13 protein-coding genes and 1 pseudogene are annotated in these 11,941 nt (G+C 70.4%); 6 read left to right on the top strand and 8 right to left on the bottom strand.

The genetic code is table 11. The features are described from left to right. The coding region (locus A5704_RS15905; RefSeq protein WP_197508496.1) for a UPF0182 family protein at window positions 1-587 on the bottom strand (587 nt) is incomplete at its 3' end. Between the two features lie 78 nt (window positions 588-665). Next, window positions 666-1,688 carry a PDZ domain-containing protein gene (locus A5704_RS15900; protein ID WP_067750990.1) on the bottom strand — a complete coding sequence of 341 codons (1,023 nt, stop codon included), beginning with the start codon at window positions 1,686-1,688 and terminating at the stop codon, window positions 666-668. A gap of 77 nt (window positions 1,689-1,765) precedes the next feature. On the opposite strand from A5704_RS15900, the gene A5704_RS15895 reads away from it, so the two are divergent. Both A5704_RS15895 and A5704_RS15890 read left to right on the top strand, forming a co-directional pair. Beyond that, the gene (locus A5704_RS15895) at window positions 1,766-3,145 is read left to right on the top strand and encodes a zinc-dependent metalloprotease (protein WP_197499209.1); all 1,380 of its coding nucleotides are present in this window, start codon (window positions 1,766-1,768) and stop codon (window positions 3,143-3,145) included. 78 nt (window positions 3,146-3,223) lie between these two features. Continuing rightward, window positions 3,224-4,039, top strand: coding sequence for a TOMM precursor leader peptide-binding protein (locus A5704_RS15890; protein WP_067750997.1), 816 nt, complete (start codon window positions 3,224-3,226; stop codon window positions 4,037-4,039). On the opposite strand, the gene A5704_RS28860 is transcribed toward A5704_RS15890, so the two are convergent. Then, entirely contained in the window at window positions 4,036-4,209 is a 174-nt protein-coding gene (locus A5704_RS28860) for a hypothetical protein (RefSeq protein ID WP_197499210.1), read from the bottom strand. The genes A5704_RS15890 and A5704_RS28860 overlap by 4 nt on opposite strands. 81 nt (window positions 4,210-4,290) lie before the next feature. Here A5704_RS28860 and A5704_RS15885 point away from each other — a divergent pair, with 81 nt between their 5' ends. Beyond that, window positions 4,291-5,634, top strand: coding sequence for an AarF/ABC1/UbiB kinase family protein (locus A5704_RS15885; protein ID WP_067750983.1), 1,344 nt, complete (start codon window positions 4,291-4,293; stop codon window positions 5,632-5,634). On the opposite strand, the gene A5704_RS15880 is transcribed toward A5704_RS15885, so the two are convergent. The 3 genes from A5704_RS15880 to A5704_RS15875 form a co-directional block, all read right to left on the bottom strand. Next, window positions 5,631-5,900 (bottom strand): WhiB family transcriptional regulator, encoded by a 270-nt coding sequence (locus A5704_RS15880; RefSeq protein WP_067750977.1) that lies wholly within the window; start codon window positions 5,898-5,900, stop codon window positions 5,631-5,633. The two genes, A5704_RS15885 and A5704_RS15880, sit on opposite strands and share 4 nt — an antisense overlap. 134 nt (window positions 5,901-6,034) lie before the next feature. Next, window positions 6,035-6,187, bottom strand: coding sequence for a hypothetical protein (locus A5704_RS28400; RefSeq protein ID WP_156669995.1), 153 nt, complete (start codon window positions 6,185-6,187; stop codon window positions 6,035-6,037). A 173-nt stretch (window positions 6,188-6,360) separates the two neighbouring features. After that, window positions 6,361-8,460: an ATP-dependent DNA helicase UvrD2 gene (locus tag A5704_RS15875; protein ID WP_197504943.1), complete on the bottom strand. Its 2,100-nt coding sequence runs from the start codon at window positions 8,458-8,460 to the stop codon at window positions 6,361-6,363. Between the two features lie 115 nt (window positions 8,461-8,575). Between A5704_RS15875 and mrx1 the strand changes: the two genes are divergently transcribed. Both mrx1 and A5704_RS15865 read left to right on the top strand, forming a co-directional pair. Beyond that, window positions 8,576-8,830 (top strand): mycoredoxin Mrx1, encoded by a 255-nt coding sequence (gene mrx1 / locus A5704_RS15870; protein WP_067750972.1) that lies wholly within the window; start codon window positions 8,576-8,578, stop codon window positions 8,828-8,830. A gap of 82 nt (window positions 8,831-8,912) precedes the next feature. Next, window positions 8,913-9,578 carry a sensor domain-containing protein gene (locus tag A5704_RS15865; RefSeq protein ID WP_067889812.1) on the top strand — a complete coding sequence of 222 codons (666 nt, stop codon included), beginning with the start codon at window positions 8,913-8,915 and terminating at the stop codon, window positions 9,576-9,578. A gap of 10 nt (window positions 9,579-9,588) precedes the next feature. Here the strand turns inward: A5704_RS15865 and nudC are convergent, their stop codons facing one another. Further along, entirely contained in the window at window positions 9,589-10,521 is a 933-nt protein-coding gene (gene nudC, locus A5704_RS15860) for an NAD(+) diphosphatase (protein ID WP_067889809.1), read from the bottom strand. Window positions 10,522-10,630: 109 nt separating this feature from the next. Further along, complete coding sequence (locus A5704_RS15855; protein WP_067750960.1) at window positions 10,631-11,701, bottom strand: TrkA family potassium uptake protein; 1,071 nt, start codon at window positions 11,699-11,701, stop codon at window positions 10,631-10,633. A gap of 164 nt (window positions 11,702-11,865) precedes the next feature. Between A5704_RS15855 and A5704_RS29800 the strand changes: the two are divergent. Further along, window positions 11,866-11,941: pseudogene (locus A5704_RS29800) on the top strand (hypothetical protein); the annotation flags it as partial.

The following is an 11,941-nucleotide window of genomic DNA, read 5'->3' as shown; positions in this document are numbered from 1 at the left end:
CGGATTCCGCCAAAGATGTAGTGCGCCAGCAGGTTCGCAACGAACGCGAGGAAGACGGCCACGAACAAATAGCTGAGCAGCAGCCGGTAGAACGGCAGGTCGAACGCGTAGAAGCCGAGGTCCTTGCCGAACTGCGGATCCCGGATACCGAAGTCCCCGCCATGCATGAACAGCTGGATGCGCACCCAGTAGCTCTGCGCGATGATGCCGGCCAGCAGGCCGATCGCGACCGGCACCCCGATGCCCACCAACCGCAACCGGGACAGCACGACGGCGCGGTACCGCGCGACCGGATCGTTGTCGTTGCTCGGCACGAACACCGGGCGGGTGCGGTAGGCCACCGCGAGACCGGCGAACACGATGCCGCCCACCAGCAGGCCGGCCACCAGAAAGACCACGAACCGGGTGACCAGGACGGTGCTGAACACTGAGCGGTAGCCGAGTTCGCCGAACCACAGCCAGTCCACGTACGCGTCGATCAGCCGGGGGCCGGCGAGCAGCAAAGCGATCACACCCAGGGCGATCAGGATCAGAATCCGGCTGCGCCGGGTCAGCTTCGGCATCCGTGCGGTGGGCCGCATCCCCACTGGCTACGCTCCCTGCTCGATTGATCGACGGTGACAACTCTACGCATCGCGCGACCCGCCATTTGGCTCGCTCAGCTTCTAACAGCTCGGGGGCTGGCCCCCCGACGTGATCGCATGCAGGGCGTCGACCGCCTGGCTGAGGGTCTCCACCTTCACCAGGCGCAGGCCGGACGGATTGTCCGAGTTCGCCTCGTAGCAGTTCTTGGCCGGCACCAGGAAGACCGTGGCGCCCGCCGCGTGGGCGGCGACCATCTTGTGGGTGATGCCGCCGATCTGGCCGACCTTCCCATCGGCGGAGATGGTGCCGGTCCCCGCGATGAACTTCGACCCGGTGAGGTCACCGGTGGTCAGCTTGTCGACCACCGCCAGGCTGAACATCAGGCCGGCCGACGGCCCCCCGACGTTGGCCAGGTTGAAGTCGACGACGAACGGCGCCCAGGGCGCGGTGAGCACGGCGACACCGAGGAAGCCGTAGTCGCGATCCTTGTTCGCGCCCAGCGTAATCTGGGCCACCCCGGCCGGCTCGTTCTTGCGCCGGTAGTCGATGGTCACCGTCTGGCCCGGCTTGGTGTTCTTGAGCAGCCCGGTGAACTGGTCGACGTCGGCCACCGGGACGCCGTTGACCGCGTCGATGGCGTCGCCGTCCTTCAGCTTGCCCGCGGACGGACCCGGATCGGTGACCTTGGCGACCGTGACCGCGGCCGGGTATTTCAGGTAGCCCAGCGCGGCGTAGGCGGCGCTGTCCTCGGACTCCTTGAAGTCCGCGTTGTTGGCCTTGTCGACCTCGTCCCGTGACTTGCCCGGCGGGTAGATCAGGTCGCGCGGCACCAACTGCTCCTGCCCCGAAAGCCACAGCGTCAGCGCTTCGCCGAGGGTCAGCTGGTCCCGCTGGGAGACCGTCGTCATGTTCAGGTGCCCGGTGGTCGGATGCGTCGCGGTGCCCTCGATCGCCACCACCTGCTTGCCGTCGACCTCGCCGAGCGTGTCGAAGGTGGGTCCCGGGCCCAGCGAGACGAACGGCACCGTCACCACCGCCAGCAACACGCCGAAGACCAGGATCGGCACCAGCGCGACCATCAAGGTCAGAATCCGCCTGTTCACGCCGATTACACTAGACGGAGCCCGTCGGTCCGGTTCAGCCACAAGCTGACCCCGAGACCACCCACCCCATTCCCCCGGTGAGTACCGTTGACGGTATGGCTGACCTGCCTTTCGGCTTCTCCCACGGGGAAGACCCCGACAAACCCGGGAAGAAAGATCCCAATTCGGGCTCCGGCGGCTCCGATCCCTTCGGCGCATTCGGCATGAGCGGCGATTTCGGCATGGGCGACCTCGGGCAGATCTTCACCCAGCTGGGTCAGATGCTTTCCAGCGCGGGCACCGGGATGGCCGGGGGCGGACAGTCGGGCCCGGTCAACTACGAGCTGGCGCGCCGGGTGGCCACGAACTCGATCGGGTTCGTGGCGCCCATCCCGGCCACGACGCACTCGGCGATCGCCGACGCGGTACACCTGGCCGAGACCTGGCTGGACGGCGCCACGGCGCTGCCCGCCGGCACCAGCAAGGCGGTGGGCTGGAGCCCGGCCGACTGGGTCGACAACAGCCTGGATACCTGGAAGCGGTTGTGCGACCCGATGGCACAACAGATTTCGACGGTGTGGGCGTCGTCGCTGCCCGAGGAGGCCAAGAGCATGGCGGGCCCACTGATGGCGATGATGTCGCAGATGGGCGGCATGGCCTTCGGCTCGCAGCTGGGGCAGGCGCTGGGCCGGCTGTCCCGCGAGGTGCTCACCTCCACCGACATCGGATTGCCGTTGGGGCCCAAGGGCGTTGCGGCGATCCTGCCCGACGCCGTGGAGTCGTTCGCGGCCGGGCTCGAGCAGCCCCGCAGCGAGATCCTGACGTTTCTGGCCGCGCGCGAGGCCGCCCACCACCGGTTGTTCAGCCACGTGCCGTGGCTGTCGAGCCAGCTGCTGGGCGCGGTGGAGGCCTACGCGATGGGCATGCAGATCGACATGAGCGGTATCGAGGAGTTGGCCCGCGACTTCAACCCGGCGACGCTGTCGGACCCGGCGGCCATCGAAAACCTTCTGGGGCAAGGCGTTTTCGAGCCCAAGGCCACCCCGGCGCAGACGCAGGCGCTGGAACGCCTCGAGACGCTGCTCGCGCTGATCGAGGGCTGGGTGCAGGTGGTGGTCACCGCGGCCCTGGGCGACCGGATTCCGGGGGCGGCCGCGCTCAGCGAGACGCTGCGCCGCCGCCGCGCCACCGGCGGCCCGGCCGAACAGACCTTCGCGACGCTGGTGGGCCTGGAGCTGAGGCCCCGCAAGATGCGCGAAGCCGCCGCGCTGTGGGAGCGCCTCACCGAGGCCGCCGGCGTGGACGCCCGCGACGCCATCTGGCAACACCCCGACCTGCTGCCCGCCGCCGAGGACCTCGACGAGCCGGCGGGCTTCATCGACCGCGTCATCGGGGGCGACACCAGCGGCATCGACGAGGCGATCGCCAAGCTCGAGGAGAACCCCGAGGATCCGGGCCGCGGCCCTGTGGATAACTGACCGGGGCGCCCACCCCCGGCGTGGCACAGTGCACCGGTGTCACCGGCCACGCTTTCCACCTATGCGCTGGACCCCGCCATGCCGGTACTGCTGCGGCCCGACGGCGCCGTCCAAGTCGGCTGGGATCCCCGCCGTGCCGTGCTGGTGCGGCCACCGGGCGGCCTGCCCGCCGCGGAACTGGCCGCGCTGCTGCGAACCATGCGATCACCCACGCCGCTGGCCGAGCTGCGGCGGCGCGCCGTCGACCGCGGCCTGCGGGACGCAGAGGGCCTGACGGACCTGGTCGACCAGCTGGTCGGCGCGGGCGTGGCGACCGAATGCGGGAAGCCCCGCGGCCGGGCGCCGTCCATCCGGATCCACGGCCGCGGGCCGCTGTCGGAGCTGCTCGCCGAGGCGCTGCGCTGCTCGGGCGCCCGGATCGCCCGCAGCAGCCAGCCGCACGCGGCCGTGTCGGCCGCCGTCGTCGACCTGGTGGTGCTGTCCGATTACTTGGTCGCCGACCCGCGCATGGTCCGCGACCTGCACGCCCGTGGCGTGCCCCACCTGCCGGTGCGGGTCCGCGACGGCGTCGGGCTGGTCGGCCCGCTGGTGATTCCCGGGACGACCAGCTGCCTGGGCTGCGCCGACCTGCATCGGCGGGACCGCGACGCGGCCTGGCCCGCGATCTCCGCGCAGCTGCGGGAGACCGTCGGGGTGGCCGACCGGGCCACGCTGCTGGCGACCGCGGCGCTGGCGCTCAGCCAGGTGAACCGGGTGATCGCCGCCGTGCGCCAACAGGAGGCGATGCCGCCCCAGACGCTGAACGCCACGCTGGAATTCGACCTCAACGCCGGCGCCATCGTCGCGCGGCGCTGGACCCGGCACCCGCTGTGCTCGTGCGGACGGGCCAGCTAGCCGAGCCGGCCCTGATCCGGGACGTTCGACGACACCGACTCGTAGGCGGTCCCCAGCTGTTGCAGGATCTCCGCGGTCAGGGTGCCGTCGTTGCGGTGCTTGTCCAGCGTTTCGATGATCGCCCTGAACAGGGAGTCAGCGGCGTCGTGTTGTGATTGCTTGGCTGCCATGGGGGACAACCTAGGGCGCTTCCCCGTCGGCCGCCCGCGAGCGGGTGTTGCGAAGATCAAGCGCGAGGCGCGTGGAACGTCATGGATGATGGATACGTGGCAGACATCAAACGGGGCCGGGCGGCGCGCAACGCGAAGCTGGCCAGCATCCCGGTCGGCTTCGCCGGCCGGGCGGCGCTCGGCTTCGGCAAACGGCTGACCGGGAAATCGCGGGACGAAGTCCAGGCCGAGCTGATGGAGAAAGCCGCCAACCAGCTGTTCACCGTCTTGGGCGAGCTCAAGGGCGGGGCGATGAAGGTCGGCCAGGCCTTGTCGGTCATGGAGGCCGCCATCCCGGACGAATACGGCGAGCCCTACCGCGAGGCGCTGACCAAGCTGCAAAAGGACGCCCCGCCGCTACCCGCCAACAAGGTGCACCGGGTGCTCGACGCCCAGCTGGGCACCAAGTGGCGCGAACGGTTCAGTTCGTTCGACGACAAACCCATCGCCTCGGCCAGCATCGGCCAGGTGCACAAGGCGGTCTGGGCCGACGGCCGCCCGGTGGCCGTCAAGATCCAATACCCCGGCGCCGACGAGGCGCTGCGCGCCGACCTCAAGACCATGCAGCGGATGGTCGGCGTGGTCAAACAGCTCGCCCCCGGCGCCGACGTCCAGGGCATCGTCGACGAGCTGGTCGAGCGCACCGAGATGGAGCTCGACTACCGGCTGGAGGCCGACAACCAGCGCGCCTTCGCCAAGGCCTACGAGGGCCACCCGCACTTCGCGATACCCCACGTCGTCGCCAGCGCGCCCAAGGTCGTGGTCCAGGAGTGGATCGACGGCCTGCCGCTGGCGGAGATCATCCGCGACGGCACCCGCGAGCAGCGCGACCTGATCGGCACCCGGCTGCTCGAGCTCACCTTCGACGCGCCGCGCCGGCTGGGGATGCTGCACGGCGACGCCCACCCGGGCAACTTCATGCTGCTGCCCGACGACCGCATGGGCGTCATCGACTTCGGCGCGGTCGCACCGCTGCCCGGCGGCTACCCCATCGAGCTCGGGATGACGATCCGCCTGGCCCGCGACAAGAACTACGATCTGCTGCTGCCGACGATGGAGAAGGTCGGGTTCATCCAGAAGGGCCAGCAGGTGTCGGTGCGCGACATCGACGAAATGCTGCGCCAGTATGTCGAACCCATCGAGGTCGACGAGTTCCACTACACGCGCAAATGGCTGCAGCGCATGACCGTCGGCCAGATCGACCGGTCGGTGTCCCAGATCAAGACGGCCCGGCAGATGGACCTGCCGCCCAAGCTGGCCATCCCGATGCGGGTCATCGCCTCGGTGGCGGCGATCCTGTGCCAGCTGGACGCGCGGGTGCCGATCAAGGCCCTCTCCGAGGAGCTGATTCCCGGCTTCGCCGAGCCCGACAGCGCGGCCATCTAGGCGGCGACCTCGTCCTTGCGGGGGCGTCCGCGCGGCCGTTTGAAGCTCAGGATGGCGCCGCGGTCGAGGATCTCGCCGCCCCACACCCCCCAGGGCTCGGCCCGCTCCAGCGCGGACGCCAGGCACTCGCGCCGGATCGGGCAGCCCGCGCAGAGCGCCTTGGCGCGCTCGAGGTCGGCCGGGGTCTCGGCGAACCAGAGGTCGGGATCGCCGGCGTGACACGGCAACGCCGGCGACGGCTGTCTGGGGACTGTCAGGGCCGACATGTCCTGCTCACCTGCTTCCTGGTCGGGGCTTGCGGATTTCGCTGATCCGGACCAGGGAGCGGGCTTGCGCCCGAAAAGACTATGGCCACGGATCCTTGACTTCGGGTCCGTGGCCATCCGGTGAGACCGGGGAGTTACGTAGCCATTCGGTGGACCTCGAGTCCTGCGGACGCGTTCGTCGCGGCGGCGGCGGCGCGATGCTTCAACGCGGCCGCCGGCACGGCGGCGGCATGCTTGAGCGTGGCCGCCGCGGCGGCCACGTCCACACCGAACGCGTCGTTGATCATCGTGGCCACCTCCCTTCGTCGTGCCAGAACGCAGCTTCGAGGGTAAACCGTCGCGGACGCGCGGCACAAACTATTTTCTGACCTGCGCTTATCGGCGACAGCCTCACCGAGTGTGGGCCCTAGTACGGCAATTGCCTCGAATTCGTCCACAAGCCCCACGCTCGACGGTGTGGTTAGGCGCCGCGCACCAACTCCAGCACGTCGGGCCCGTACTGCTCCAGCTTGCGCGCGCCGATGCCGGGGATCGCGATCAGCGCGTCCTCGTCCCCGGGCCGCAGCTCCGCGATGGCGATCAGCGTGTTGTCGGTGAAGACCACATACGCGGGCACCTGCTGCTCCTTGGCGACGTCGAGCCGCCACGCCTTGAGCCGCAGCAGCAAGTCTTCGTCGACGTCGGCCGCGCACGTCTCGCACCGCCGCAGCATGACCGCCGCGGCGGTGGACAGGTCCTTGTTGCAGATCCGGCAGCGCGCCGCGGGTCCCCGGTTGCGCCGGGACTTGTTGGGGGCGGCGTCGGCGCGGGCCTGGGGCGCGATGCCGTTGAGGAACCGCGACGGCTTGCGGCCCTGCCGTCCGCCCGGGTTGCGGGCCAGCGCCCAGCTGAGCGTCAAATGGATTCGCGCCCTGGTGATTCCGACGTACAGTAGCCGGCGCTCCTCCTCGACCGCCTCGCTTTCGGGGCCGTGCGCCAACGCGTGCGAGATGGGCAGCGTGCCGTCGGCCAGCCCGACCAGGAACACCGCGTCCCACTCCAGCCCCTTGGCGGCGTGCAACGAGGCCAGCGTCACGCCCTGCACCACCGGCGGGTGGCGCGCGTCGGCGCGCAACCGAAGCTCGGCCAACAGGCCGGCGAGGTCCAGCTGCGGGCGCTGGGCCACCTCGGCGTCGACCAGCTCGGCCAGCGCGGTCAGCGCGTCCCAGCGCTCCCGGGCCCGGGCGCCCACCGGCGGCTCGGCCGTCAGACCCAGCGGTTCCAGGACGGCTCTTACGACGTCGGGCAGCGGCCCGTCGGCGCCGCGCTCGGCCGCCCGCTGCAGCGCCAACAGCGCCTGCTTGATCTCCTGCCGGGTGAAAAAGCCCTCGCCGCCGCGAACCTGATAGGGAATGCCGGCCTCGGTCAGCGCCTCCTCGTAGGCCTCGGACTGCGCGTTGACCCGGTAGAGCACGGCGATCTCCGACGCCGGGGTGCCCGCTTCGATCAGCCGGGCGATCGACGCCGCGACAGCGGCGGCCTCGGCCGGTTCGTCGGGATGCTCGCGGAACGACGGCGCCGGGCCCGGCGGACGCTGACCGGACAGGTGCAGCTTGCTGCCGGCGACCCGCCCGCGGGCCGCGGCGATCACCTGGTTGGCCAACGACACCACCTGCGGGGTGGAGCGATAGTCGCGTTCCAGGCGGACCACTGTGGCGTCGGGATAGCGCCGCGAGAAGTCCAGCAGGAACCGCGGCGAGGCCCCGGTGAACGAGTAGATGGTCTGGTTGGCGTCACCGACGACGGTCAGGTCGTCCCGGTCGCCCAGCCACGCCGCCAGCACCCGCTGCTGCAGCGGTGTGACGTCCTGGTATTCGTCGACAACGAAACAGCGGTAGCGGCCCCGGAATTCGTCGGCCACGGCGGCGTCGTTCTCGATCGCCGCCGCGGTGTGCAGCAGCAGGTCGTCGAAGTCGAGCAGCGTCACCGATTCGTCGCGGACCTTCAGCGCCTCGTAGGCGGCGTACACGGTCGCGACCCGGGCGGCGTCGAGCGGGATGTCCCGCCCTGCCTCGGCCACGGCGGCCGGATACTCCTCGGGGGTGATCAGCGACGCCTTGGCCCACTCGATCTCGCCCGCCAGGTCGCGGACGTCGTCGGTACTGGCGTTGATCCTTGAGCGGCTGGCCGCCCGCGCCACCACGGCGAACTTGGTGTCCAGCAGCTGCCAGCCGGTGTCACCGACCACCCGCGGCCAGAAGTACCGCAGCTGCCGGTGCGCCGCGGCGTGAAAGGTCAGGGCCTGCACCCCGCCGACGCCGGTGTCGGCGCCCGCTGCGGCGCCCAGCGTGCGCAGCCGGGAACGCATCTCCCCCGCCGCCCGCTGGGTGAACGTGACCGCCAGCACCTGCCCGGCGGCCACATGGCCGCTCGCCACCAACTGCGCGATCCGGTGGGTGATGGTGCGGGTCTTGCCCGTTCCGGCCCCGGCAAGCACGCAGACCGGGCCGCGCGGAGCCAGGACGGCCTCGCGCTGCTCGTCGTCCAGCCCGGCGGTCAAGGCGTCGGCGACCATCGGCATGGCGTCCATCTTGGCAGCGATGGCCGACAAACCGCGGCCCCGGCCGGTGCGCGTCGGGATATGGGTGCGGTGTTCGGGCGCGGAACACACCGCCTGCGGGCTACGTTAACGAGCTATGACCACTGCCCCGATCACCGTCTACACGACCTCATGGTGTGGCTACTGCCATCGGCTCATGACTGTGTTGAAGTCCAACGGAATTCCGTACCAGGCGGTCGACATTGAGCACGACCCCGCGGCGGCGGAATTCGTCGGGTCGGTCAACGGCGGCAATCGGACGGTCCCGACGGTGAAGTTCGCCGACGGATCCACCCTGACCAACCCGAGCGCGGCCGAGGTCAAGGCCAAGCTGGCCGAGGCCGGCGCCTAAAGAGGGCCGGGCGCGCCGACACGCCGCCGGTGTTCACCAACTGCTCTGCCTGCCGCCGAGCGCGGCCCTAACATTGGCGAGCATGGCGTCGAGTGATCGGTCGAGCCGCTTGCCTCGGCGCCTGTCGCTGGCCGCCATGGCTTCGGCCGTCATCGCCGTCGCCGTACTGACGGCATGCTCGCACTCCCGTACGGCGGCGAACCCGAGCCCGCACGTGTACGCCGACTCCTTGGTCATCAGCCTCGACGATGCGCGTCACATCGCCAATTTCGAAGGCCTGCAACCGTATCCGTATGCCGACCGCCACGATCCGCCACAGGAGACCATCGGCAACCCGCCGGCGCCGTGCCGGGCGGTGGGAACCACGGACCTCACCTTCGCCGGGGGCTGGAAGGAATACCGCTCTGTCGCCTACGCCGGCTCGACCGACGACCTGAGGCCGGGCGGCATCGCCCCGATCAACGAGGTCACCAACGCCGTCGTCGTCTACCCGGACGCCAACGTCGCCCGCGGGGCGCTCAACCAGCTGCACACGACGCTGGATCAGTGCGCCTCCCTACACCACACCGCGTATGACTTCACGCTGAACAAGCCGGATTCCCTGACGTTGAAGCTGAACTCCGACGGCTGGATTCACCTCTACACGGTGAAGTCATCGGTGCTGGTCTCCGTCGGCGTGCTGGGAATCGAACCCACCGATCAGGTCGCCAGCGCCGTGCTGCAGACCGTGACGGACCGCATCAAGTAGCGGCGCCGGGTCAGTCGATCGCGGCCCAGGATTCGATGATCACGCGCGCGATCGAGATCGAGCCGGGCAGCAGCAGTTTCGAATCCGCCGAGCTGGACCAGTCACCGGCCGCGAGCGCCGCGCGCACCTCGTCGCGGGTGAACCACGCCGCCTCCGCGATCTCGCCGTCGTTGAACGAGAACTCCTCGCCGGGGTCCGCGACGGCGTGGAAGCCGACCATGAGCGAGCGCGGGAACGGCCACGGCTGGCTGCCCAGGTAGCGGACGTCGCGGACGGTGAGGCCGATCTCCTCGCGGATCTCGCGGGCGACGCAGACCTCGAATGATTCACCGGCCTCGACGAAACCGGCCAACAGCGAGAACATCCGCTCCGGCCACACCGCCTGGCGGGCCAGCACCGCACGGTCGCCGCCGTCGTGGACCAGGCAGATCACGGCCGGGTCGATGCGCGGAAACTCCTCGTGCCCGGTGACCGGGTGGACCCGTGCCCAGCCCGCCCGCGCCGGGCGGGTCGGCGAGCCGTCGACCGAGCTGAACCGCGCCGAGTCGTGCCAATTGAGCAGCGCGACGGCCGACGAGACCAGTTGGCTGCTGGTGTCGTCGAGGATCGACCCCAGGCCGCGCAGGTTCACCACCTCGGCGTGCACGTCTTCGTCCTCCGGCGCCTCCAGAGCGCCGCGGATCGCCCACACGTGGCGCCCGTTGTCGATGCGGCCCAGGAACACCGCGTCCGGTGGCGGCTTGTCGGCCAGCCTGGCCGCCGAGCCCAGCACCACCCGGCCGTCGGCGACCAGCACCTGACTGCGCGAATCCACCCGCAGCAGCGCCGCGTCCGCCCAGCCGGCGGCGGCCGCCTCGACGTCGGTGCGCAGCTGGTCGGCCCGGTCGGCGCCGACCCGCGACAGCAACGGCACGTTCCGTAGCCGAAAGTCCGCGATGCCCACTAGAGCCAGCCTTCGTGGCGACCCGCCGCGACCGGCTCCGCCGCTCTTGCGATCGCCCAGCCATCGTGGCGACCCGCCGCGACCGGCTCTGCCGCTCTTGCGATCGCCACTAGTGCCCCGCGTGCCGGATGTAGAGCAGCCGGTCGTTGGCCTCGACAGCGTCCACCTCGGGCGCGCCGATGCGCAGCAGGTGGCCGTCACGCACCACGCCGAGCACGATGTCGCGCAGATGGCGCGGGGAGCCGCCGACCTCGGCCGGCTCCACCTCGCGCTCGGCGATCGCCAGCCCGAAGTCCGGTGTCAGCAGGTCTTCGATCATCTCCACGACGCTGGGCGTGGTGGTGGCCAGCCCCAGCAGGCGGCCGGCGGTCGCCGAGGAGACCACCACCGAGTCCGCGCCCGATTGCTGTAGCAGGTGCTGGTTTTCGGCCTCTCGGATGGACGCCACGATCTTGGCGTTGGGGGCGATCTCCCGGGCGGTCAGCGTGACCAGCACCGCGGTGTCGTCGCGGCTGGTGGCCACGATGATCGACGCCGCGTGTTGCGCCCCGGCCAGCCGAAGCACGTCGGCCTTGGTGGCGTCGCCGTGCACGGTGACCAGGCCCGCGGTCGCGGCGTGCTCGAGGGTGCTGCGATCGGTGTCGACGACGACGACCTCGCCCTGGGCGGCCTCGTCGCTGAGGATCGCCGCGACGGCCGTCTTGCCCTTAGTGCCGTAGCCGATCACGATCGTGTGGTTGCGCACTCTGCTCCTCCAACGCTGAATCTTCCACCCCTGCCGGGAGCGCTCGGAGAGCACCTCGAGGGTCGTGCCGACCAATACGGCCAGGAACGCGATCCGCAGCGCGGTGAAGATCAGGGTGTGAACCAAACGCGCGGTTTCGGTGTATGGCGTGATATCGCCGTAGCCGGTCGTCGACAGCGACACCGCGGAGAAGTACACGCAGTCCAGAAAGGTCAGCGGCTGGCCCCGCACATCGCGGTAGCCGTTGCGGTCCGCGTAGACGATGACGGCCGCCGCGAACAGCACCACCAGCGCGATGGCCACGCGGCGGGTGATCACCCGAATGGGGCTGGCGTGCTCCTCGGGGATGCGCACCACGCCGACCAACTGGTGGCCTCGCTGGGCGGTCAGCGTCTCTTCGAGACCGCTCAGTTGCCGCGACCTACCGTTGCGCACGGCGGTCCGTGATCGGCTCGACGCCAGCGCAGGAGACACCCACGCCTCAATGTAACCACGATCGCCACCCCGGTACCCGGGCAGCGCGGGTCACCCGACGGCCGGCTCGGCCAGCAGCCCGGCCAGTTCGGCGGGGGCGGGCAGATCGTCGGGGGCGACCGTGGCGCGGGCGCATCGACGCGGTGTTCGCCGACCCCGACGGCGGCGCAACGGTCGTCGACTGGAAGACCGGAGAACCGC

Source organism: Mycobacterium sp. E735 (assembly GCF_001666955.1).
Taxonomy (GTDB): Bacteria; Actinomycetota; Actinomycetes; order Mycobacteriales; family Mycobacteriaceae; genus Mycobacterium.
Note: the sequence above shows the minus strand (reverse complement) of the source record. Positions and strands in the feature narration are given on the sequence as shown.

Coding starts and splice junctions, on each gene's coding strand:
- A5704_RS15890 (WP_067750997.1), top strand. CDS start 3,224: ATGCCGGTACTGCTGCGGCCCGACGGCGCCGTCCAAGTCGGCTGGGAT.
- A5704_RS28860 (WP_197499210.1), bottom strand. CDS start 4,209: ATGGCAGCCAAGCAATCACAACACGACGCCGCTGACTCCCTGTTCAGG.
- A5704_RS15885 (WP_067750983.1), top strand. CDS start 4,291: ATGGATGATGGATACGTGGCAGACATCAAACGGGGCCGGGCGGCGCGC.
- A5704_RS15880 (WP_067750977.1), bottom strand. CDS start 5,900: ATGTCGGCCCTGACAGTCCCCAGACAGCCGTCGCCGGCGTTGCCGTGT.
- A5704_RS28400 (WP_156669995.1), bottom strand. CDS start 6,187: ATGATCAACGACGCGTTCGGTGTGGACGTGGCCGCCGCGGCGGCCACG.
- A5704_RS15875 (WP_197504943.1), bottom strand. CDS start 8,460: ATGCCGATGGTCGCCGACGCCTTGACCGCCGGGCTGGACGACGAGCAG.
- mrx1 (WP_067750972.1), top strand. CDS start 8,576: ATGACCACTGCCCCGATCACCGTCTACACGACCTCATGGTGTGGCTAC.
- A5704_RS15865 (WP_067889812.1), top strand. CDS start 8,913: ATGGCGTCGAGTGATCGGTCGAGCCGCTTGCCTCGGCGCCTGTCGCTG.